Raw genomic sequence first — 20959 nt, 5'->3', positions numbered from 1 at the left:
TTTCGTCAATCCGGCGCAGGCCGGAATCCATGATTTCCCCACGCAGGCGGATTCTGGATCCCGGCCTGCGCCGGGATGACGCAGGCGCTGGGCTGATCTCAGTGCGTCGTGGCGCAGGAATGCGCCGTACCGCCCTGTCACATCCGGTCGGTACACCCCCCCCCATCCGCCAGCGCGGGGCGGCGCTGGTGGTGGCGGCCGTGTTTCTGGTGGTGGTGATGGTGGTACTGGGTGATGCCACCCTGCGCCTGTCTGCGACCAACGTGACCGACTCGGCCCTGCAGGCCGATGCGGTCGATGCCCTGTTTCTGGCCGAGTCCGGCATGGAGCACGCCGCCCAGCGCCTGGCCAACGGCGTCACCTGCATCAACCTGGTCATGGGCTCGACGGTGAGCTTCGGACGCGGCGATTTCCAGGTCACTCAGGCCACGGATGTCAGCGGCGACTGCCGCGTGCGGGTCACGGGACGGGTGCTGTTCGGTGGCTCCGATCTGCGAGCAGAGCGCACAGTGGAAGGCCTGTTGAGTCCGGGCGGCGGCGTCGCCGCAATCGCCGTGGGCAACAACGGTACCATTCTGCATTGGGATGGCAGCAGCTGGAGCAGTGTCGTCAGTGGTACCACGGGCAATTTCAGCGGCATTGACTGCCCCGACCAGAACAACTGTATTGCGGTCGCCGACAATGATCATTACACCCTCTGGGATGGCAGCAGCTGGACCAGCAACACCAACGGTAACCTTGCCTACACGGATGTTGCCTGCCGCACCGACATCGATGACTGTCTGGCAACCGGATGGGGCGTATTCATCATCTTTCCCTATCGCGGGATTGCTCTGTGGAACGGTACCAGCTGGGGGCTCAGCGAGGCGCAGCTCGCCTCGGATCAGTATCTCTCCATCTCCTGCACCGCCGCCACCTGTCATGCCACCGCCGAATCCGGCCTCCTCAGCCGCTGGGCCGGCGGCTGGTCAAACGAGACTTCTGTTGGCAACCCGGTCAACGGCATTGCCTGCCCCACTGACAACGATTGCTGGGCGGTCGGCAACAGCAGCGGGAACCGCTACACCATCTACCGCCGCTCCGGCAGCGGCTGGTCCAATAATTTCCTGGTCAGTCCGCCCGCAAGAGATCTGTATGCCGTGGACTGTATTGCGACAGACGACTGCTGGGCAGTCGGTGAACGTCTCGGTGGCAACAGCTATACCCTGCTGCGCCGCGCCGGCGGCAGCTGGTCATCAGTCAGCCATAGCACCAGCGGGGCACGCAACCTCAACGGCATCGACTGCAACGACAGCGGCAGCTGTCTGGCCGTAGGAGATGACGGCCGGGTGCTGCACTACAATGGCAGCAACTGGTCTGCCACCACGGAAAGCACGGAATCACTCAACGATGTCCACTACATGGACGGCAGCGGCAGCGGAGGCGTGAGCCTGCTGCGCTGGTGGGAAATCATCAATTAGGGACGTTAGCCATGGCCATATTCTCTTTCCTCAACAAAAGCGGCAACGGCGAGAAGGCCGGGGTGCTGCTGCGCAACTCCGGCGCCAGCCTGGCGCGGATCAACGGCAGCGCAGATTCACCCCGGCTGCTGGATCTGGCGCACAGGCCCGGAACGGATGATGCCGAGACCCTGGAACAACTCATGCGTGAGCACAGAACCGGCCGCGCCGCACTGCACTGCGTCCTGCCGTTGGGCAGCTACCAGTTGCTGCTGGTGGACATGCCCAAGGTACCGCCCAACGAGGTCAAGGCAGCGGTGCGCTGGCAGATCAAGGATCTGATCGACTTTCACATCGACGATGCGGTGGTGGACGTGTTCGACGCCCCGCCCAGCGGTGCCGGCGGCGCACAGGAGCAGGTTTATGTGGTCGTCACCCGCGCCATCCAGGTCCAGCATATCGACGCGGCGGTACAGCAGGCCGGTCTGTCGCTGGCGGTTATCGACATCCCGGAACTGGCCCTGCGCAATATCGCTGCCCGCCTGCCGGAACAGGAACAGGGCGTGGCGCTGATGTACCTGGAAGCCGACCGCGGCCTGATTGCGCTCTGCCGCGACAACACCCTGTACCTGGCGCGAACCATCGAACTGGGGCACGCGGCACTGGCTGATCCGGACCCCGATCGCCGTACCATGGCCGTGTCCAGCCTGGCACTCGAGATCCAGCGCTCCATGGATTATTACGACCGCTATTTCCAGCAGGCACCGATCAACCATCTCTACATCGCGCCGACGGCCGAGGCCCTGCCCGGGCTGGTCAGCGAACTGCACGGACAGGTCGGTCTGGAGGGCCGGCTGCTCGAGCCCGGTTTGATCTTCCCCGGCGCCGAGATCGATACCGAGACCTGGGCGCACGGGCTGCTGGCGGTCGGTGCGGCACTGCGGGAGGAAGGCAAGGCCTTGTGAGAACCTGAATACGCAGGTCGGGCTGGCGCAGCGTAACCCGACCTACCTCACTGAACGCGTCATTGCGAGCCTCGCGAAGCAATCGCGTAACACAGACTCATCCGACAAGTGATTGCCGCGGCGCTATTGCGCCTCGCAATGACGATCATACCCAAACGTCGGGTCGGATATGCCGGCAGGATTGCGCGTATCCCGACATGTGCGCTATTGACTGGACTGGTCAATGACCCACCGTCTGCCCTTTCATCTCATCGAGTTCCAGTTCCTTGATCTTGCGCGTGAGGGTATTGCGCCCCCAGCCGAGCAGACGGGCAGCGTCCTGACGCCGGCCGTGGGTCTGGCGCAGTGCGGCCTCGATCATGATGCGCTCGAAGGCAGGCGTGGCACGGTCCAGCAGGCTGCTCTCGCCGCGCCCGAGCTCACGCTCGGCCCACTGCTGCAGGGCGCGTTCCCAGTCCGTGCCCTCGTCAACCATGCCTGGGGCCTCGGCCAGCAGTTCCGGTGGCAGATCGTCCATATGCACCTCCTGGCTGGAGGCCATCACGGTCAGCCAACGGCACAGGTTCTCGATCTGACGCACGTTCCCTGGCCATTCCTGGCGCTGCAGGAATTCCACCACTTCGCTGCGGACCTGCTTGGGTTCGACATTCAGTTCCCGGGCGGCGCGGTCGAGGAAGAAACGCAGCAGCAGCGGGATGTCCTCGCGTCGCTCGCGCACCGGCGGGATATGGATACGGATCACGTTGAGACGGTGGAACAGGTCTTCGCGGAAGCGCCCTTCGCGCACCAGCTGCTCCAGGTTCTGGTGGGTCGCGGCAATGATTCGCACGTCCACCTGGATGGGGGTGTGCCCGCCGACGCGGTAGAACTCGCCATCGGCCAGCACTCGCAGCAGACGGGTCTGCAGTTCGGCCGGCATGTCGCCGATCTCGTCCAGGAACAGGGTGCCGCCGTCGGCCTGCTCAAACCGTCCGGTGCGGCGGTTCTGGGCACCGGTGAAGGCACCGCGTTCGTGCCCGAACAGTTCGGACTCCAACAGGTCGCGCGGGATCGCCGCCATGTTGAGCGCGATGAAAGACGCCTCGCTGCGCGGGCTGTGCCGGTGCAGGGCATGCGCCACCAACTCCTTGCCGGTGCCGGATTCGCCGTTGATCAGGACTGTAATATTGGACCGGGACAGCCGGCCGATGGCACGGAAGACCTCCTGCATGGCCGGCGCCTCGCCGACGATCTCCGGGGTTTCCAGGCTTTCCGTGCGCGGCGCCTGCTCACGCAACTGTTTGCGGCGATGCTCGACGGCACGCCGTACCAGGGCCACTGCCTCATCCACATCAAAGGGTTTGGGCAGGTATTCGAAGGCACCGCCCTCGTAGGCGGATACGGCACTGTCCAGATCGGAATGGGCGGTCATGATGATGACCGGGAGATCAGGGTATCGTTCCCGGACCTGATTGAGCAGGCCCAGACCATCGATGCCGGGCATGCGTATATCGCTTACCAGGGCATCGGGATGGCCCTGATCCAGTGCATCCAGCACGCCGGTGGCGCTGGCAAAGGTCGATACATCCATTCCGGCCTGCTTGAGTGCCTTCTCCAGCACCCAGCGGATGGAGCGATCGTCGTCGATCACCCAGATGCTTTCCTGTTCAGTCATTCCACAGGCTCCAGCGGTAGTAATATGGTAAAGACTGTTCTTCCCGGCACGCTCTCACATTCGATCAGGCCGCCATGCAGGTTGATCAGGGATTGTGAGATCGACAGCCCCAGTCCGGTGCCCTCGGCATGACCGGTCACCAGGGGATAGAAGATGGTCTCCATCATTTCCGGCGGAATGCCGGGGCCGTTGTCCTCCACGTCCAGCCGCAGGACCAGACGGTAGCGGTTATGTCCGATGGTGAACTGGCGCTGGGTTCGCGTTCGCAGCAGGATCGCCCCCTGTCCGCCCATGGCCCGCGCGGCGTTGCGCATGATGTTGAGAATGGCCTGGATGAGCATTTCCGGGTCGAATTCGAAATCCGGAATGCTGGGGTCGTAGTCGCGTTCGACTCCGATTTCGCGATGGCTCTCGGCGATCACAAGGCTGCGCACATGCTCCAGCACCTGGTGAATGTTGCTCATGCGCTTGTGCGGCACATTGTTCGGTCCCAGCATGCGGTTGACCAGGGTACGCAGTCGGTCGGCCTCGCCGATGATGATGCGGGTGTATTCCTTCAGTTCGTCGGACTCCAGTTCGCGTTCGAGCAGCTGGGCCGCCCCGCGCAGCCCGCCCAGCGGATTCTTGATCTCGTGGGCCAGGCCACGGACCAGCTGACGCATGGCCTGGCTCTGTTCCAGCAGATTTTCCTCGCGACTGATGCGCAGATGGCGGTCGACCTGGATCAGTTCGATCAGCACATGAGACGGCGGGCCGCTGTCCTGGCGCGGCGACAGGGTGCAGTCCACCGTCACCTCTCCACCCTGGTGCAGCTTCAGCACCAGCTCGCGTTCGGTGTAGGTACGGTTCTCCTCCAGGGCGCTGCCGACCCGGTCGAGCAGGGCGTCGGCCGCGGGCAGCAGTTCCGGCAGGCGCTGGCCGGTGGCATGGCTGGCGCTCTGCGCCAGCAGCATCTCGGCGGCCGGGTTCATGTATTCGACTCGCAGCCCGGCATCGACCATCAGGATTGCCGTGGTGATGTTGTCCAGGATCGACTTTTCGCGCGTCATCGGCGTTAGCTGCACATTCATGTGACAAGGCCTGTGCAAGAATCCGGCCATGCTGACGGCACGCCGGCGACCCTGCCCGATTTCGGGGCGCGCACCTCTAATGCTATTGGAAACAGAGGGTTGAGATTCGCTCGGTTGCCGAGCGAAAAAGCCCTGTAAAAGGCCGTGTGGTCAGTGCGCCCCGGTAGCGGGCTTCAATGCACCATTATAGTGCATATTGAGGCCGGGCGCCTGGCATCCCAAGTCCGGATCAGGGATTGGTCCTGCGGGCAGGCAGATTGATGGACTGCTGGTGCAGGTGGAAGTTTATGGGGTCACTGCTGATAAGGGTATTTCCGTCCCCGTCGACCACCTCGGCCTGGACGCTGTGGGTGCCGCGGTCCACCCCGGTGAACTGCCATTGCAGGTTCCGGGTGGTGCCCTGGACCTTGCCGTCGAGGCTGATCCGGATGCGGTGTCCGGCGGTCGTATTCAGTGCCGGCTCCAGGCTGAGTTGCAGACTGAAGTTGCCCTGGTTATCCCAGAAGGCGGTGTCCGGTTCCGGATAGGTGATGGCCAGGCAGTCATACCCGGCCGGTCCGGCCCCGGGGGTTCGGGAACCGGACTGGATCTTCGGCAGGTTCTTCGGCGCCTCGTAGACATTGGGCTGGCGCAGCTCGACCGCCTCGGCCCCGGGCCGGGGGCTGTCGCTGTAATGCACCCTGCCGTCCTCGTCCACCCAACGGTAGACGGTCCCGGCCTGGGCGGCAGCGCCCAGGCTGGCGGCAAGGGCGATGGTAACCAGTATCCCGCGCATTGGCCCAACATAATTCAGGATGTGCAAAACAGCAAGGCCGCTGGTGCGTCAGTTCAATAAAAATCCCCGCTCATATCGAGCGGGGTTCACTGTCATGTCGCGCACGGCAACCATCAGAATGATAGCGGCCACGACTTGCGGGAATCAGCCTCTGTCAGACACGCCGACGACGGGTCACAGCCAATCCCAGTGCACTGATGGCGATTAACAGAAGGGTGCCGGGAGCCGGTATCGGCCTGGGTTCCTCCTCCGGATCAGTGCCGCCACTCGCCTCACCCTCGGTCACGATGGTGACCGCACGCCCTCCGCTGGACGCATTCTCGAAGTTGATGGTCTCGTATCCGGGAATGGACGCCAGGAAACCGGAGTGCGAGGAAATACCCCAGTTGCTGAGCCCTGCCGAAGTCAGGCCCTCATTGATCGGAAAGGTTTCCTGACCAACACCAAGATAAACACTATCGTCCTGGAAATACTGAGCATAACCATCCAGTTCATCGCGCAGGAAGGAATTGATGTCCAGCCACCAGGAACTGCCGGTGCCCGCCCAGCCATCGGTCATGGAGACGATGCCGAGACCGGTGCCGCTCGCAGCCCAGTTGACGGCATTGATGATGAAACCGCGCGGCCCGTTGTCAACCGGACCGGGGCTGACCTTGTAATGGTAGTCGGCGTCCTGTCCGGTCAGGAAGGTCCGGCTGCCGCGGGCGGACTCAATATCGCTCTTGGCACTGAGCAGGCGGTTGAAGTTGATACCGGTCCCGAAGGCATTACCCGGACTGCCGATGAACAGGGCATCGTAGTTGCTGAAAACCGGGGTCGGGTCACCATCGTTCCAGATCGTGGCATTCCAGGTATTACTACCATCACCGTCCGGATCATAGGTGTGAGCCGTAGCCGAAATGCTGGTGTAGAAGTTATTCTGGCTGGCATCTCCCCCATAGAACAGGACGTCGATTTCCGCTGCCTGTGCCGAGACAAACAGTCCCAGCCCCAACACTGCACCGATTGTGGTTGCTTTGTACATTCTCTCTTCTCCACCGGGCAAACACCCGTCAGTTTTTTTTACAATAATCACAATTCCTGTTTACTGGCTACAGGTAATGCAATATGCAGACCGCCATATAAGTAATTCCTATAAAACAGATAGATACCAACCCTGGTGGTCAGAATCGACGCCGCGCACCCCAGTACTGTAAATAATTCTGACGTTATTGCCTGCCGTATGCACAACAGTTACTGATCCTCAAACAAAAAACCCCGCTCATGAGGAGCGGGGTGATTGCATGCGTCAGCCTGTGCGGAATCAGACGCTGTAGTACATGTCGAACTCGACCGGATGGGTGGTCATGCGCAGTCGCGTGACTTCTTCCATCTTGAGCCTGATGTAGGCATCGATGACATCGTCGGTGAACACACCGCCGGCCTTGAGGAACTTGCGGTCCTGGTCCAGCGCCTCCAGTGCCTGGTCGAAGGCGTGGCAGACCTGCGGGATCTGCTTCTCTTCCTCCGGCGGGAGATCGTACAGATCCTTGTCCATGGCATCGCCGGGATGGATCTTGTTCTGGATGCCGTCCAGGCCGGCCATCATCAGCGCGGTGAATGCCAGGTAGGGGTTGGCGGTGGCATCCGGGAAGCGCACCTCGATGCGCCGGCCCTTGGGGTTGGAGACAAACGGGATGCGGATCGAAGCCGAGCGGTTGCGGGCCGAGTAGGCCAGCATCACCGGGGCCTCGAAGCCCGGCACCAGACGCTTGTAGGAGTTGGTGGAGGCGTTGGTGAAGGCGTTGAGCGCGCGCGCATGCTTGATGACACCGCCGATGTAGTACAGCGCCTGGTCCGACAGGCCGCCGTACTTCTTGCCGGAGAAGATGTTCTTGCCGGCCTTGGCCAGGGACATGTGCACATGCATGCCGCTGCCGTTGTCGCCGACCAGCGGCTTGGGCATGAAGGTGGCGGTCTTGCCATAGGCGTGGGCGACGTTGTGCACGCAGTACTTGAGGATCTGCACCTCGTCGGCCTTTTTCACCAGGGTGTTGGCGCCGACGCCGATCTCGCACTGGCCGGCGGTCGCCACTTCATGGTGATGCACCTCGACTTCGAGGCCCATCTCCTCCATGGCCTGGCACATGGCGCCGCGCAGGTCATGCAGCGAGTCGACCGGCGGCACCGGGAAGTAGCCGCCCTTGACGCTCGGGCGGTGGCCCATGTTGCCGTCCTCGAATACGCGCTCGGTGTTCCAGCTGCCTTCCTCGGAGTCGACCTTGTAGAAGGCGCCGCCGATGTTCGCACCCCAACGCACGTCGTCCAGCACGAAGAATTCGGGTTCGGGGCCGAACAGGGCGCTGTCGGCGATGCCGGTGGATTTCAGGTATTCCTCGGCGCGTCGGGCGATGGAGCGCGGATCGCGCTCGTAGCCCTGCATGGTGGTGGGCTCCAGGATATCGCAGCGGATGTTGACCTGGGGCTCGTCGCTGAAGGGGTCCAGCAGCGCGGTGGTGCTGTCCGGCATCAGGATCATGTCGGATTCGTTGATGCCCTTCCAGCCGGAGATGCTGGAGCCGTCGAACATCTTGCCGTCCTTGAAGAAGCCGGCATCGACCTCGCTGGCCGGAATGGTGACGTGCTGCTCCTTGCCCCGGGTGTCGGTGAACCGCATGTCCACCCAGCGGACCTCATTGTCCTTGATCAGTTTCTGAACCTTCGCTGCTGTCATAACGCTTGTCTCCACAGGTACGAGTTTATCTGCGGCGTTCGCCGCTGCGCCCGGTTTCCGGGCCGGTGCCGCGAACGCCTGGAATCAGGTGCTCACTTTGGTGCATGAAGCATGCCACGGATAATAATCCTTGAATTACAATGGCCTGCAACATCCCTTCGGATGCAAACCTGCCAATCTGCACCATATCAATGCGCAAAAAGCCGCTCCCGCACCAGTATAGTGCATCTCAGGCGAACAGGACCCGCACCCGGCCGATATCGGTCACGGTTGTCGCACGTTGTTTGAGCTGCTCGGCCAGGGCCCGGGCGGCATCGCGGCCCTGATCCAGTTCCAGCGGCAGTACCACGTCGATGTGCACCTCGCCATTGAGGTAGTGCAGGTTGATCTCCTGCACCTGCTCCATTTCCGGGAGCCCGGCCCAGTTTCTGTGCAACTGGCCGAGGAGTTCGCTGCGCAGCGGCAGGTGATTGCAGGGCGAGGCGCGGGAATCGTCCTCCGGATCCACGTGCACCGTCACATCCGCCACCACATCGACGTCTCTGAGCAGGGTCTGACGCACCCGCTCGCCGATCTGGTGGCCCTCGGAGACGCTGAGCCTGGGATCGACCTGGACATGCACATCGACCAGGGCATCGCTGCCGCTGCGCCGGGTGCGCAGCATGTGCAACTCGCGCACACCGCCGACGTCGCGGATGGTGTCGCGGATCTGCTGGACCTCGTCTTCCTCCAGGGCGGTGTCAATCAGCTCGCGCATACTGCTCCAACTCAGGTCCCAGCCGATCTTCGCCACCATAAGACCCACCAGCACGGCGGCAATGGCATCGAGATAGGGCAGGCCGGCCATGGTGCCGCCGATGCCCACCATGACCACGATGGAGGAAATGGCATCCGAACGGCTGTGCCAGGCGTTGGCGCGCAGCATATTGGACTTGATCCGCCGCGCCAGCCGCATGGTGTAATGATAGATCGCCTCCTTGGACAGCACCGAGAGCAGGGCGACGATCATGGCCCCCATGCCGGGCTGCAGCAGCAGGTCGGGGTGGAACAACCTCCGCCCGGCATCCCAGACGATACCGCCGGCCACCAGGATCAGCGTCACGCCCAGCGCCACCGTCATCAGGGTCTCGATGCGGCCGTGGCCGTAGGGGTGAGAGGCATCGGCCTCGCGATGGGCATGCTTGGCGGCGAAGATGACCAGAAAATCGGTGAGCAGATCCGACAGCGAATGGATGCCGTCGGCGATCAGCGCCTGCGAGTGCGCGATCAGCCCGACGACGATCTTGGCCACGCCCAGGGCTAAGTCCACCACCGAACCGATCAGCGTGACCTTGCGGATCTCGCGGTAGCGCTCGGTATTCCCCGCTGTGGCGGGGACATGGCTGTGGCTATGGGCGTGCATGGGGTTGTGCTCTCGTTTATTGCGCCCGTGTCCGGTTGACCTTATGTGTGGCGATGATAACGCAAAGGACGCAGAGACGCAGAGACGCAAAGGAACATGTATTAAGGAAGGGCACTCTTCAGCCGCGTCATTGCGAGGGAAGCAATGTCATTTACATATAAATCGCTTTGCGCCTCTGCGCCTTTGCGACTTCTGCGTTGCAGCCGCCCAGTCACTCAGTCGAACCCACCTTCACGCTGATGCGGATGTCGCGGCCGTCCTGCTCGATGCCGACCACCTCGTGGCCGTTGATGCGGCACCAGGTGGGGATGTCGTTGATCGCACCGGGGTCGGTGCAGCTGACGTGCAGCACATCGCCGGGGTCGAGCTCGGCGATCGCATCCTGGGTGCGGATCACCGGCAGTGGGCAGAGAATGTTGCGGGCGTCGAGCGTATGTTCGCTCACAGGTACCAGTCCTGGCGGATCTCGTCCGGCGGCAGCGGTCTGACCCGGCGGATGCTGCTCTCGCCATTGCGGTTGATCTCGACCTCGACCTCGGCCGCGTCACGCCCCTGACTGAAGCGGCCCAGCAGGCGCGCGGCCAGTTCCAGGTCGGCATCGTCGACTTCGCCGTCGAGCAGCACCAGCGGGCCCTTGTGACTGGTGCTGCGCAGATGGGTGAACTGCTTGCGGTAACCCTCGAGGAAGTTGTTCTCGCCCTCGTCGCGACCGATGATCAGCTTGAAATTGGACCGCGGACGGATATGCCGGCCGACCTTGAGCAGCATGATGTCATCGAGTTCATAGCGACGCTCGCCGCGCGCCTGCCACAGATCGGCCAGCTTGGTCGAATACTGCCTGTCGGTGAGAAAGCAGCAGCCGCCGGCCGGCTGTGCATAGTCCTCGAAGCCGAACTGCTGTGCCAGCGCCATCTGCGGCTTGCGTGAGCGGCCGCTGAAATCATACAAGCGCTCGCGCTCGACCCAGCCCTCGCGCTCCGGCAGGGTCTCGGGGAGGTTCTTCGCGCACAGCGGACGCAGCAGCAGATCCTCGGCGCCTGACTCATGCGCCACCACCGGCATGGTATCGGCGCGCTGCGACTTGGGCCGCTGGCCGATCACTTCGCCGGTGATGATGAAATCGAACCCGTGCGCCTCGATCCACTCGCGCGCCTTGCCGACCATGAACACCTTGCAGTCCAGGCAGGGGTTGAGATTGGCGCCGTAGCCGTGTTTCGGATTGATGACGACATCCTTGTACTCCTCGATGATGTCGACGATGTGCAGCTTGATGCCGAGCTGCTCGGCCACCCACAGCGCATTGTTGCGTTTCGGTTTGGCCTGGTCCTGATTGCGGATGGCGTGGGTGTGCCCCTCCACGCAGAAGCCGGTGAAGAAATTGATCCCCTCCACATGAACGCCCTGCTCCATGATGACGCGGGCGGCAAGGAGTGAATCCAGCCCTCCGGAGATGAGTGCGACGGCCTTGCGTTGTGACATGGGATTTCGATTGCGGATCGGTAATTTGCCGGACCGGCTATTTTACCCGCAGCTGCGGGTTAATGGCCAATCCTGGGTGATAACAACGCAGAGCACGCAAAGGCGCAGAGGCTCAGTGGAATGAAAAAATAAGAAAACTCTGCGTCTCTGTGCCTTTGCGTGCTCTGCGTTATCGCCGCCCGGGCCGGAGACGAGTTGTCATACCTGACGCTACCGCCATCAGCTCAGTGGGGTTTTTCCGTGTCCTCGTCCAGCGGGATCGGGATGACGCCGGTCTGGCGCCGATACTGCGCGAAGGCCCGCCGGCTGCCGGTCTGCTGCCATAGTTCGGCATTGTGCAGGGGGTCGAGTACAGCTTCGCGGTCGAGTTCGCGCATGGTCTGCAGCACATCGCGCAGGTGCACGAAGGCCTCGGCCAGCTGGGCATAGACCTCGGCCGTGGCATGGCGCAGGCGCTCGGCCAGGGTGCCGTAGGCGCTGCGGCCCAGGTCGACGAAATAGGTATGGTTCACCAGCCGGCGGCGGGCCTGTTCGGGATAGAAACCGGAATACAGCAGGCACTGATCCCCCACGTCGCGCAGCTGTTCCTCCTGCAGCCGGCCGCGGGATGACATGCCGTGGAGAAAATCGAGCGCGATCACCCGGGCGGCCAGCTCCGGCCGCGAGGTGAACCGCATCAGCAGGAACACCAGGTAGCTCTGCAACTCCTGGTCGAGGTGGGTCGCGCAGGCCTGTTCGGCCTCGTTGACCAGCGCCTGCCACTGCGCCGTGGACGTGGGGTGAAGGACCAGCTTCATGGGCACCTCCCAATCAATATATCGGTCCGGGCCGCAGGGGCCTTTACAGTTTATTGACTAGCAGATTCCGGGCCAGGTTCGGTCTGAACGGCCTGCCCGGCGGCACCTGACACTCAATATACCCAATTCCCGATTCCGGCATAACTCCCCGTCGGCGCGGATCCGTGCCGGATTTTCTCTTTCACCCCCGGCCCCGGGCGGGCTATACTTGCCGGCCTTTACCTTCAGCAATTTCAAGATGTTTGCGATGGCCAGCTCCACTGCGTCCCAGTCCGGTTTCGATGTCGGCACCTTCCAGGGCCTGATCCTGGCCCTGCAAAGCTACTGGGCGGAGCAGGGCTGCGTGATCCTGCAGCCGCTGGACATGGAGGTCGGCGCCGGCACCTTCCACCCGGCCACCTTCCTGCGCTCCATCGGCCCCGAGCCCTGGCACGCGGCCTATGTGCAGCCCTCGCGCCGCCCCACCGACGGGCGCTACGGCGACAACCCCAACCGGCTGCAGCACTATTATCAGTTCCAGGTGGTGCTCAAGCCTTCACCGCTGGAGATCCAGGACCTGTACCTGGGATCGCTCAGGCACCTGGGGCTGGACCCGCTGGTGCACGACATCCGCTTCGTCGAGGACAACTGGGAATCGCCCACCCTGGGCGCCTGGGGCCTGGGCTGGGAGGTCTGGCTCAACGGCATGGAGGTCACCCAGTTCACCTACTTCCAGCAGGTCGGCGGCCTGGACTGCAAGCCCGTCACCGGCGAGATCACCTACGGCCTGGAGCGCATCGCCATGTACCTGCAGGGGGTGGAGAGCGTGTTCGACCTGGTCTGGACCCGCACCCCGGCCGGCACCGTGACCTACCGCGACGTGTTTCACCAGAACGAGGTCGAGCAATCGACCTACAACTTCGAGCACGCCGACACTGAATCCCTGTTCGCCTGGTTCGACAGCTGCGAGCGCGAGAGCCGGAAGCTGATCGAGGCCGGGCTGCCGCTGCCGGCCTACGAGCAGGCACTGAAGGCCTCGCACACCTTCAATCTGCTGGATGCCCGCAGCGCGATCTCGGTCACCGAGCGCCAGCGCTATATCCTGCGCGTGCGCGCCCTGGCCCGGGCCGTGGCCGAGGCCTACTATGCCAGCCGCGAGGCACTGGGCTTCCCGATGCTCAAGCAGGAGGGCCAGGGATGAGCCAGACCCGCGACCTGCTGATCGAGATCGGCTCCGAGGAACTCCCGCCGAAGGCCCTGCGCCGGCTGCGCGATGCCTTCGAACAGGGCATCACGACCGGGCTGGACAAGGCCGAACTGCAGTATGCCGCCACTGTGGCCTATGCCGCCCCGCGCCGGCTGGCGGTCTGGGTGAAGGGTCTGCAGACCGCTCAGCAGGACCGTGAACAGCTCAAGCGCGGCCCGGCCGTCACCGCGGCCTTCGACGACGAGGGCTGCCCCACCAAGGCGGCCGAGGGCTTTGCCCGCTCCTGCGGCGTGACGGTCGAGCAGCTCGAAACCCTCGAGACCGACAAGGGCGCCTGGCTGGCCTACCGGCAGTTCGAGCCCGGCAGACCCGCCGCCGATCTGATCCCTGATATCGTCGCCCAGGCACTGAGCCAGCTCCCCATCCCCAAACGCATGCGCTGGGGCGGTGGCGACGATGAATTCGTCCGGCCTGTACACTGGGTGGTGCTGCTGTTCGGCGACGAGGTGGTCGATGCAACGATTCTGGGTACGCCCACCGGACGCGAGACCTACGGCCACCGCTTTCATCACCCAGAACCGCTGTATCTCGCCGAGCCGGCCGCCTATATGCCGCTGCTCGAGACCGAGGGCCATGTGCTGGCCGACATGGACGCCCGCCGCGAGGCCATCCGCGGCCAGGTGATCGAGGCCGCGCGCCGGCTCCAGGGCGAGGCCCTGATCGACGACGAGCTGCTGGACGAGGTCACTGCCCTGGTGGAATGGCCGGTGGCCATCAGCGGCGGTTTCGATCCCGAGTTCCTGGAGGTCCCGGCCGAGGCGCTGATCTCCTCCATGCAGGATCACCAGAAGTACTTTCCCGTGGTGGATGGCAACGGCAGCCTGCTGCCGCATTTCGTCACCGTCGCCAACCTGGAGAGCCGCGACCCGGATCAGGTCCGCGCCGGCAACGAACGCGTGATCCGCCCGCGCCTGACCGACGCCGCCTTCTTCTGGACGCAGGACCGCAGACAGCCGCTGGCAAGCCGCCAGGAACGACTGGCCAGCATGGTGTTCCAGAATAAGCTCGGTACCCTGCTGGACAAATCGCAGCGGGTGGCACGGCTGGGCCGCACCATCGCCGCCGCCATCGAGGCCGATCCGGATCAGGCCGAACGCGCCGCGCTGCTGGCCAAGTGCGACCTGCTCACCCAGATGGTCTTCGAGTTTCCGGAACTGCAGGGCGTGATGGGCCGCTACTATGCGCTGCACGATGGTGAGTCCGCTGAAGTCGCGCAGGCCCTGGACGAGCAATACATGCCGCGCTTTGCCGGCGACCGGCTGCCGCAGAGCGCCATCGGCCAGGCACTGGCCATCGCCGACCGGCTGGACACCCTGGTCGGCATTTTCGCCATCGGCCAGGCGCCCACCGGCGACAAGGATCCCTTCGCCCTGCGCCGGGCCGCACTCGGCATCGTGCGCATCCTGATCGAATGCGAACTTGACCTGGACCTGCACTCACTGCTGGATGAAAGTGCCGGCGGTTTCGCACCGGAGATCAAGGCCGGCCATGTGACCGCCGAGGTATTCGAGTTCATGCTCGACCGGCTGCGCGCCTACTACAGTGAAACAGGCCTGGATATCCATATCTTCGAAGCGGTGCGGGCACAGACCCCGACCCGGCCGCTCGATTTCCATCGCCGCATCGAGGCGGTGCGCGAATTCGCCCGGCTGCCCGAGGCCGAGAGCCTGGCCGCGGCCAACAAGCGTATCGGCAACATCCTGCGCAAGGCTGAGTCCACGGTGCCGGATCAGGTCGATGCCGGGCTGCTGAAAGAACCGGCCGAGCAGGCACTGCACTCGGCCGTCGAGCAGCTGCGCCCGAAGGTTGAGCCACTGTTCGAGGGCGGCCAATACACCGAGGCCCTGTGCCTGCTGGCCGCCCTGCGCGAGCCGGTCGACAGCTTCTTCGATCAGGTCATGGTGATGGCCGAAGACCCGGCCCTGCGCGACAACCGCCTGGCCCTGCTGCAGGGGCTGCAGGCACTGTTCCTGGGCGCGGCGGACCTGTCTCGGCTGCAGTAGGCTAGACTGAGAACAAATCCTCAACGCAGAGACGCAAAGGCGCTAAGAACTCAGTATATTTCGCTGCTCGTGCAGTGGTGTAGGATGGGTGGAAGCGCCATGCGCTGTAACCCATCGAATGAACTGCTCAACGATGGGTTGCGCTTTGCTCCACCCATCCTACACGGGAGGTCCCATGAGCAACCCGGATTCCTACGCTGACATGCTGGCCGCGGTGCAGGCCTTTCATGACAAGCACGACTTCAAGAACACCGGCGGCGAGGACATGACCTACCGCATCGCCCTGATGGCCGAGGAACTGGGCGAGATCGCCGCCTGCGTGACCAAGGGCAAGGACACAGGCAAGCTCGCCGAGGAGTGCGCCGACCTGCTGATCCTGATCATGGGCACGGCGATTGCCGAGGACTTCGATCTCAAACAGGCCTTCTGGGACAAGATGGACAAAATCATGCAGCGCGATGCCCGCATGGTGAACGGCCGCATCCGCGTCTCCGAGTTCCGTGACACCTGAGCAGCCGCATGCAGCCCGTCATCGTCGACCTTGACGTCATTCGTGACACCAGCCGTGACGCCGCGTCCGATCAGTGGAATCCGCGACCCGGCAGCCTGGAGGCCATTGCCCGCCTCAGCCGCGCCGACCGGCGGGTACTGGTCACAGGGACACCCGTCAGGGACGGCGACCCCGCCACGGTGCTGGATCGGCTGACCCGGCTGCACAACCGCCTGTCCCAGGCCGCAAGCAACGCCGGTGGCCAGATTGATGCGATTCTGTTCTGTCCTCACGGACCGGATACGAACTGCCCCTGCCGTCCACCCCGGCCGGGGCTGCTGCTCGACATCGCACTGCGCCAGCAACTGCGCCTGGAACTCGTGCCTTACATCACTCTTGACCAGGGACCAGCGCTGGAAGCCGGACGCACCGCAGGTCTGCGCTGTCTGCTACTGGGGAGCGGAAACACCGACGCCGCGGAGCCCTGTTTCAGCAGCCTCGATTCTGCCGTTCAATTCTTGTTAGACGAAACCGACAACGCCGACTGAGATGCCGCCACGCTTACCCTCACCCCTGCTCTACCTGCGTTCCCTGATCTTCTGGCTGGTAATGTTCACCTCCACCCTGGTGCTGGCTCCGCTCACCCTGCTGACCTTCCCCTTTCCCTTCAGGCTCCGCTATACCGTCGCCACTCAATGGGCGCGGCTGAATCTGTGGTGGCTGCGCATCAGCTGCGGCCTGCACTACCGGGTGGAAGGCCGTGAGCACATCCCCGCGCAGGCATCGATCGTCTTCTCCAAGCACCAGTCGACCTGGGAGACGCTCGCCCTGCAGCGGGTGTTCCCGCCCCAGGTCTGGGTGCTCAAGCGCGAGTTGCTGCGCATCCCGCTGTTCGGCTGGGCGTTGGCCCTGATCGAACCCATCGCCATCGATCGCGGTGCCGGCCGCCGGGCCGTGGAGCAGCTGGTCGAACAGGGCACCCGGCGCCTGGCTGACGGCCGCTGGGTGATCGTGTTCCCGGAAGGCACGCGCACAGCACCGGGTAAGAAGGGTAAGTACCGTATCGGTGGCGCAGTGCTGGCCGAGCGCAGCGGTGCAACGGTGGTACCGGTGGCGCACAATGCCGGTGAGTTCTGGCCGCGGCACAGCTTCATCAAGTACCCGGGAGAAATCCGGATGGTGGTGGGACCACCCATTGCCACAGACGGCAGGGCAGCGGCCGAGATCCTGGCCGAGGCCGAGGCCTGGATCGAGTCGACCGTGGATCGGATCAGCACGCTCAGCGGTACTAATGATTGATCGCAAAATTCGCGATCTTCCTCAATCTTTCGTTAACTATTCCTAAATTCGACGATCACACATCCAGGTTGTTTGCCGCCAGCGCGTTCGACTCGATGAAGTCGCGCCGCGGCTCCACCTGGTCGCCCATCAGGGTGGTGAAGATCTGATCGGCGGCCACCGCATCCTCGATCTGTACCTGCAGCATACGCCGGGTATCCGGATTCATGGTGGTCTCCCACAGCTGCTCCGGATTCATCTCGCCCAGTCCCTTGTAGCGCTGGATCTGCTGGCCGCGCTTGGCCTGCTCCATCATCCAGGTCACCGCCTCCTTGAAACTGGTCACCGGCTGCTGGCGTTCGCCACGGCGGATATAGGCCGTGTCGCTGAGCAGGCCATCGAGTTGCTGACCCAGGGCGCGCATGCGCTCGTACTCGGCCGTGGCGAAGAAATCCGAGGCCAGGCGCTGCTCGCTGGCGACAATGCCGTGGGTGAGCTTGACCATGGTGGCGACGAAGGCGCCCTGCTCGACCGTGTCATCCAGGGTGATCTCGAAGCGCTGGCCGGCCGGCATGACGGCATTGGTGCGGTCCTGCAGCTCGCGGAACCAGTCGCGCATGGCCGGGATGTCGTGCAGCTTCACCTCGTCGATCGGCGGCATATAGATGATGCGTTCCAGCAGCAGGCTGTCATAGTGACGCGACAGGCGCTTGATGGCGTTCATCACCCCCAGGTAACCGGAGGCCAGCACCTCCAGCGCCTCGCCGGTGATCGGCGGTGCCTCGGTGCTCACATGCAGCTGGGTGCCGTCCAGGGCCGACTGCAGCAGGTACTGATTGAGCGCTGGATCATCTTTAACGTATTGTTCTTGCTTGCCTTTTTTGATCTTGTACAGGGGTGGCTGAGCGATGTAGACATGGCCGCGCTCGATCAGCTCCGGCATCTGGCGGTAGAAGAAGGTCAGCAGCAGGGTGCGGATATGGGAGCCGTCGACATCGGCGTCGGTCATGATGATGATGCTGTGATAACGCAGCTTGTCCGGGTTGAATTCCTCCCGGCCGATGCCGCAACCGAGTGCAGTGATCAGGGTGCCGACTTCGGCCGAGGACAGCATCTTGTCGAAGCGCGCCTTCTCCACGTTCAGGATCTTGCCCTTGAGCGGCAAGATGGCCTGGTTGCGACGGTCACGGCCCTGCTTGGCCGAGCCGCCGGCGGAATCGCCCTCCACCAGGTAGAGCTCGGACAGGGCCGGGTCGCGCTCCTGGCAGTCGGCCAGCTTGCCCGGCAGTCCGGCGACATCCAGTGCACCCTTGCGGCGGGTCATGTCACGCGCCTTGCGCGCGGCCTCGCGGGCCCGGGCTGCCTCGACGATCTTGGCGGTGATGGCCTTGGCCTCGTTGGGATGTTCCAGCAGGTAATTGTTCAACTGCTCCGCCATGGCGGATTCGACCACCCCCTTGACCTCGCTGGACACCAGCTTGTCCTTGGTCTGGGAGGAGAATTTCGGATCCGGCACCTTCACTGAAAGCACCGCGGTCAGGCCCTCGCGGGCATCGTCTCCGGTCGGCGTGACCTTGGCCTTCCGGGTGATGGCTTCAGCTTCGAGGTAGTGGTTCAGTGTGCGGGTCAGCGCGGCGCGAAAGCCGGCCAGGTGGGTGCCGCCATCGCGCTGGGGAATGTTGTTGGTGAAGCAGAAGATGTTCTCCTGGTAGGAGTCATTCCACTGGAAGGCGGCCTCGACCCAGATGCCGTCACGCTCGGTATTGAAGTAGCACACGGTCGGGTGCAGCGGGGTCTTGTTGCGGTTCAGGTGCTCGACAAAGGCGCGAATGCCCCCCTGGTACTCGAAAACATCGGATTTCTCGGTGCGTTCGTCGCGCAGGCTGATGCGCACCCCGGAATTGAGAAACGACAACTCTCTCAGACGCTTGGACAGGATGTCGTAATGGTATTCAGTGTCCGTGAAGATCTCGCGGCTGGGCTTGAAGCGGATCTCGGTGCCGGTTTTGTCAGTGTCGCCGATCTCGGCCAGCGGTGCGACCGGCTCCCCCAGGCGGAATTCCTGGTGCCATACCTTGCCGTCACGGTGGATGGTGAGTTTGAGGTATTCGGACAGGGCATTGACGACCGAAACACCCACGCCATGCAGCCCGCCCGACACTTTATAGGAGTTGTCGTCGAACTTGCCGCCGGCATGCAGCACGGTCATGATCACTTCGGCGGCGGAGCGGCCCTCCTCCGGATGCAGATCCACCGGGATACCGCGGCCATCATCGGAAATGGTGACCGATTCATCGCTATGGATAGTGACCTGAACCTCGCGAGCATGCCCGGCCAGCGCCTCGTCGATGGAGTTGTCCACCACCTCGAACACCATGTGGTGCAGGCCGGTGCCATCGTCGGTGTCGCCGATGTACATACCCGGGCGCTTGCGCACGGCGTCCAGGCCGCGCAGCACCTTGATGTTCGAGGAATCGTAGGTGGTTTTATCCGTCATGACCCCATCCTTCTATCGCAATGGCCCAGTATACCATTTCCTGGGCGCCGCTGTGTTCCACGTGGAACCTCAGCGGATCTCAGCGAGCCGCCCCTGTTCCACGTGGAACATTCTGGCATCCATCCCCGGGCTCGAGGGAATGGCGTCCGCATCTGTGGTGGTGATATACAACTGGGACTGCAACGCCAGCAGCCGCTCCAGCACCCGCTGGCGGTGTCCCATATCCAGTTCGGCCGGCAGATCATCGATCAGAAACAGGCAGGGTTGGCGGTTTTTTTCCATCATCAACTCGGCCTGGGCCAGGAGCAGGGCGGAAACCAGCTGCTTCTGCTGACCGCGCGAGATCCGCTCGATGGCGGGTACGCCGTCCAGCAATGGCAACAGATCGGCCCGGTGCGGTCCGGCCTGGGTGAAGCCGCGCCGCAAATCGGAATCCAGCCGGGCATCCAGCGTTGCCGCCAGACCCGCCTCTTCCGGCCAGCCTGGCTGATAGCGGAAATCGAGCCCGGGCAGATCGACCAGGGATGCCAGGTTGCTACGAACATAGGGCAGGAGTTCGCTGATGTATTCATTGCGCAGGCTGTGCAGAACCTCGGCAGCCTGCACCAGCGCCGGTGTCCAGGCCGCGATGTCACGTCGGCTGCGGCCTGTGCGCAGTGCAGCGTTGCGCTGCTTGAGGGCCTTAGCATAACGCTGCCAGGCGGAATAGAAACCCGGTTCCACGTGGAACACGCCCCAGTCCAGGAATCGGCGGCGATAACGGGGCCCGCCCTCGAGAATCAGGTGGCTGTCGGGATTGAGCAGCTGAATCGGCAACGCCCGGGCCAACTCGGCCAGCTGGCGGACCGGCTGCCCCCCCAGACGCAGGGTCTGGCCATCCGGGCCGCGTTCAATACCCAGCGTGCGTTCGCCTGTATCCGGATCAGCCAGCCGGGCAATCAACCGAAAGTGAGTTTCACCGCCCTGAATCAGTTGATCGAGCTTGCGGGTACGGAAGGAACGGACCCGGCCGAGATAGAAAATCGCCTCCAGCAGACTGGTCTTGCCGGAGCCATTGGCACCGACAATCAGGTTGAAGCGCGGCGACAACTCCAGTTCAGCAGCGGTGATATTCCGGAAATGACTGAGGCTTAACCGGGTCAGCGGCATGA

General features: G+C 63.4%; 18 protein-coding genes. 7 read left to right on the top strand and 11 right to left on the bottom strand.

Going from position 1 to position 20959, the window contains the following annotated elements; all coding sequences use genetic code 11:
• The first annotated feature begins 119 nt into the window (after positions 1-119).
• Both COW1_RS12810 and pilM read left to right on the top strand, forming a co-directional pair.
• On the top strand, positions 120-1460 hold the full coding sequence (locus COW1_RS12810) for a hypothetical protein (protein WP_201344405.1): 1341 nt from the start codon (positions 120-122) through the stop codon (positions 1458-1460).
• Between the two features lie 11 nt (positions 1461-1471).
• Positions 1472-2404 (top strand): type IV pilus biogenesis protein PilM, encoded by a 933-nt coding sequence (gene pilM, locus COW1_RS12805; protein ID WP_201344404.1) that lies wholly within the window; start codon positions 1472-1474, stop codon positions 2402-2404.
• Between the two features lie 220 nt (positions 2405-2624).
• On the opposite strand, the gene ntrC is transcribed toward pilM, so the two are convergent.
• The 9 genes from ntrC to COW1_RS12760 form a co-directional block, all read right to left on the bottom strand.
• Positions 2625-4058 (bottom strand): nitrogen regulation protein NR(I), encoded by a 1434-nt coding sequence (gene ntrC / locus COW1_RS12800; RefSeq protein WP_201344403.1) that lies wholly within the window; start codon positions 4056-4058, stop codon positions 2625-2627.
• Positions 4055-5128 carry a nitrogen regulation protein NR(II) gene (gene glnL / locus COW1_RS12795; RefSeq protein WP_201344402.1) on the bottom strand — a complete coding sequence of 358 codons (1074 nt, stop codon included), beginning with the start codon at positions 5126-5128 and terminating at the stop codon, positions 4055-4057. The genes ntrC and glnL overlap by 4 nt, the downstream gene beginning before the upstream one ends.
• A gap of 229 nt (positions 5129-5357) precedes the next feature.
• Positions 5358-5903, bottom strand: coding sequence for a DUF4124 domain-containing protein (locus COW1_RS12790; protein WP_201344401.1), 546 nt, complete (start codon positions 5901-5903; stop codon positions 5358-5360).
• Between the two features lie 154 nt (positions 5904-6057).
• Positions 6058-6927: a PEP-CTERM sorting domain-containing protein gene (locus COW1_RS12785; RefSeq protein ID WP_201344400.1), complete on the bottom strand. Its 870-nt coding sequence runs from the start codon at positions 6925-6927 to the stop codon at positions 6058-6060.
• A 279-nt stretch (positions 6928-7206) separates the two neighbouring features.
• A complete protein-coding gene (glnA, locus tag COW1_RS12780; RefSeq protein ID WP_201344399.1) occupies positions 7207-8616 on the bottom strand; it encodes a glutamate--ammonia ligase in 1410 nt (469 codons plus the stop codon).
• A 229-nt stretch (positions 8617-8845) separates the two neighbouring features.
• Positions 8846-10018: a cation diffusion facilitator family transporter gene (locus COW1_RS12775; protein WP_201344398.1), complete on the bottom strand. Its 1173-nt coding sequence runs from the start codon at positions 10016-10018 to the stop codon at positions 8846-8848.
• 211 nt (positions 10019-10229) lie between these two features.
• Positions 10230-10463, bottom strand: coding sequence for a sulfurtransferase TusA family protein (locus COW1_RS12770; protein ID WP_201344397.1), 234 nt, complete (start codon positions 10461-10463; stop codon positions 10230-10232).
• The gene (locus COW1_RS12765; RefSeq protein ID WP_201344396.1) at positions 10460-11497 is read right to left on the bottom strand and encodes a tRNA (5-methylaminomethyl-2-thiouridylate)-methyltransferase; all 1038 of its coding nucleotides are present in this window, start codon (positions 11495-11497) and stop codon (positions 10460-10462) included. The genes COW1_RS12770 and COW1_RS12765 overlap by 4 nt, the downstream gene beginning before the upstream one ends.
• Positions 11498-11721: 224 nt before the next feature.
• A complete protein-coding gene (locus tag COW1_RS12760; protein ID WP_096363827.1) occupies positions 11722-12294 on the bottom strand; it encodes a hypothetical protein in 573 nt (190 codons plus the stop codon).
• A gap of 247 nt (positions 12295-12541) precedes the next feature.
• Between COW1_RS12760 and glyQ the strand changes: the two genes are divergently transcribed.
• From glyQ to COW1_RS12735, 5 genes are all read left to right on the top strand, one after another.
• A complete protein-coding gene (glyQ, locus tag COW1_RS12755; RefSeq protein WP_201344395.1) occupies positions 12542-13474 on the top strand; it encodes a glycine--tRNA ligase subunit alpha in 933 nt (310 codons plus the stop codon).
• On the top strand, positions 13471-15543 hold the full coding sequence (glyS, locus tag COW1_RS12750) for a glycine--tRNA ligase subunit beta (RefSeq protein ID WP_201344394.1): 2073 nt from the start codon (positions 13471-13473) through the stop codon (positions 15541-15543). Before glyQ ends, glyS begins: the two co-directional genes overlap by 4 nt.
• Before the next feature lie 175 nt (positions 15544-15718).
• A complete protein-coding gene (locus COW1_RS12745) occupies positions 15719-16054 on the top strand; it encodes a MazG nucleotide pyrophosphohydrolase domain-containing protein (RefSeq protein WP_096363831.1) in 336 nt (111 codons plus the stop codon).
• 8 nt (positions 16055-16062) lie between these two features.
• Positions 16063-16581, top strand: a complete 519-nt coding sequence (locus COW1_RS12740) for a D-glycero-beta-D-manno-heptose-1,7-bisphosphate 7-phosphatase (protein WP_201344393.1) — start codon at positions 16063-16065, stop codon at positions 16579-16581.
• A 1-nt stretch (position 16582) separates the two neighbouring features.
• Positions 16583-17332: a 1-acyl-sn-glycerol-3-phosphate acyltransferase gene (locus tag COW1_RS12735; RefSeq protein ID WP_096363835.1), complete on the top strand. Its 750-nt coding sequence runs from the start codon at positions 16583-16585 to the stop codon at positions 17330-17332.
• A gap of 55 nt (positions 17333-17387) precedes the next feature.
• On the opposite strand, the gene gyrB is transcribed toward COW1_RS12735, so the two are convergent.
• Positions 17388-19808, bottom strand: a complete 2421-nt coding sequence (gene gyrB, locus COW1_RS12730) for a DNA topoisomerase (ATP-hydrolyzing) subunit B (protein WP_096363837.1) — start codon at positions 19806-19808, stop codon at positions 17388-17390.
• Between the two features lie 69 nt (positions 19809-19877).
• The gene (recF, locus tag COW1_RS12725) at positions 19878-20957 is read right to left on the bottom strand and encodes a DNA replication/repair protein RecF (RefSeq protein ID WP_096363839.1); all 1080 of its coding nucleotides are present in this window, start codon (positions 20955-20957) and stop codon (positions 19878-19880) included.
• Between the last annotated feature and the right edge of the window lie 2 nt (positions 20958-20959).

It is taken from the genome of Thiohalobacter sp. COW1 (genome assembly GCF_016629505.1).
GTDB lineage: Bacteria > Pseudomonadota > Gammaproteobacteria > Thiohalobacterales > Thiohalobacteraceae > Thiohalobacter > Thiohalobacter thiocyanaticus_A.
The sequence above is the reverse complement of the archived record's forward strand: the minus strand, read 5'-3'. Positions and strand labels throughout refer to the sequence as shown.

Coding starts and splice junctions, on each gene's coding strand:
- ntrC (WP_201344403.1), bottom strand. CDS start 4,058: ATGACTGAACAGGAAAGCATCTGGGTGATCGACGACGATCGCTCCATC.
- COW1_RS12745 (WP_096363831.1), top strand. CDS start 15,719: ATGAGCAACCCGGATTCCTACGCTGACATGCTGGCCGCGGTGCAGGCC.
- COW1_RS12735 (WP_096363835.1), top strand. CDS start 16,583: ATGCCGCCACGCTTACCCTCACCCCTGCTCTACCTGCGTTCCCTGATC.
- COW1_RS12775 (WP_201344398.1), bottom strand. CDS start 10,018: ATGCACGCCCATAGCCACAGCCATGTCCCCGCCACAGCGGGGAATACC.
- pilM (WP_201344404.1), top strand. CDS start 1,472: ATGGCCATATTCTCTTTCCTCAACAAAAGCGGCAACGGCGAGAAGGCC.
- gyrB (WP_096363837.1), bottom strand. CDS start 19,808: ATGACGGATAAAACCACCTACGATTCCTCGAACATCAAGGTGCTGCGC.
- glnL (WP_201344402.1), bottom strand. CDS start 5,128: ATGAATGTGCAGCTAACGCCGATGACGCGCGAAAAGTCGATCCTGGAC.
- COW1_RS12785 (WP_201344400.1), bottom strand. CDS start 6,927: ATGTACAAAGCAACCACAATCGGTGCAGTGTTGGGGCTGGGACTGTTT.
- COW1_RS12740 (WP_201344393.1), top strand. CDS start 16,063: ATGCAGCCCGTCATCGTCGACCTTGACGTCATTCGTGACACCAGCCGT.
- COW1_RS12810 (WP_201344405.1), top strand. CDS start 120: ATGCGCCGTACCGCCCTGTCACATCCGGTCGGTACACCCCCCCCCATC.
- glyS (WP_201344394.1), top strand. CDS start 13,471: ATGAGCCAGACCCGCGACCTGCTGATCGAGATCGGCTCCGAGGAACTC.
- glnA (WP_201344399.1), bottom strand. CDS start 8,616: ATGACAGCAGCGAAGGTTCAGAAACTGATCAAGGACAATGAGGTCCGC.
- glyQ (WP_201344395.1), top strand. CDS start 12,542: ATGGCCAGCTCCACTGCGTCCCAGTCCGGTTTCGATGTCGGCACCTTC.
- COW1_RS12760 (WP_096363827.1), bottom strand. CDS start 12,294: ATGAAGCTGGTCCTTCACCCCACGTCCACGGCGCAGTGGCAGGCGCTG.
- COW1_RS12765 (WP_201344396.1), bottom strand. CDS start 11,497: ATGTCACAACGCAAGGCCGTCGCACTCATCTCCGGAGGGCTGGATTCA.
- recF (WP_096363839.1), bottom strand. CDS start 20,957: ATGCCGCTGACCCGGTTAAGCCTCAGTCATTTCCGGAATATCACCGCT.
- COW1_RS12790 (WP_201344401.1), bottom strand. CDS start 5,903: ATGCGCGGGATACTGGTTACCATCGCCCTTGCCGCCAGCCTGGGCGCT.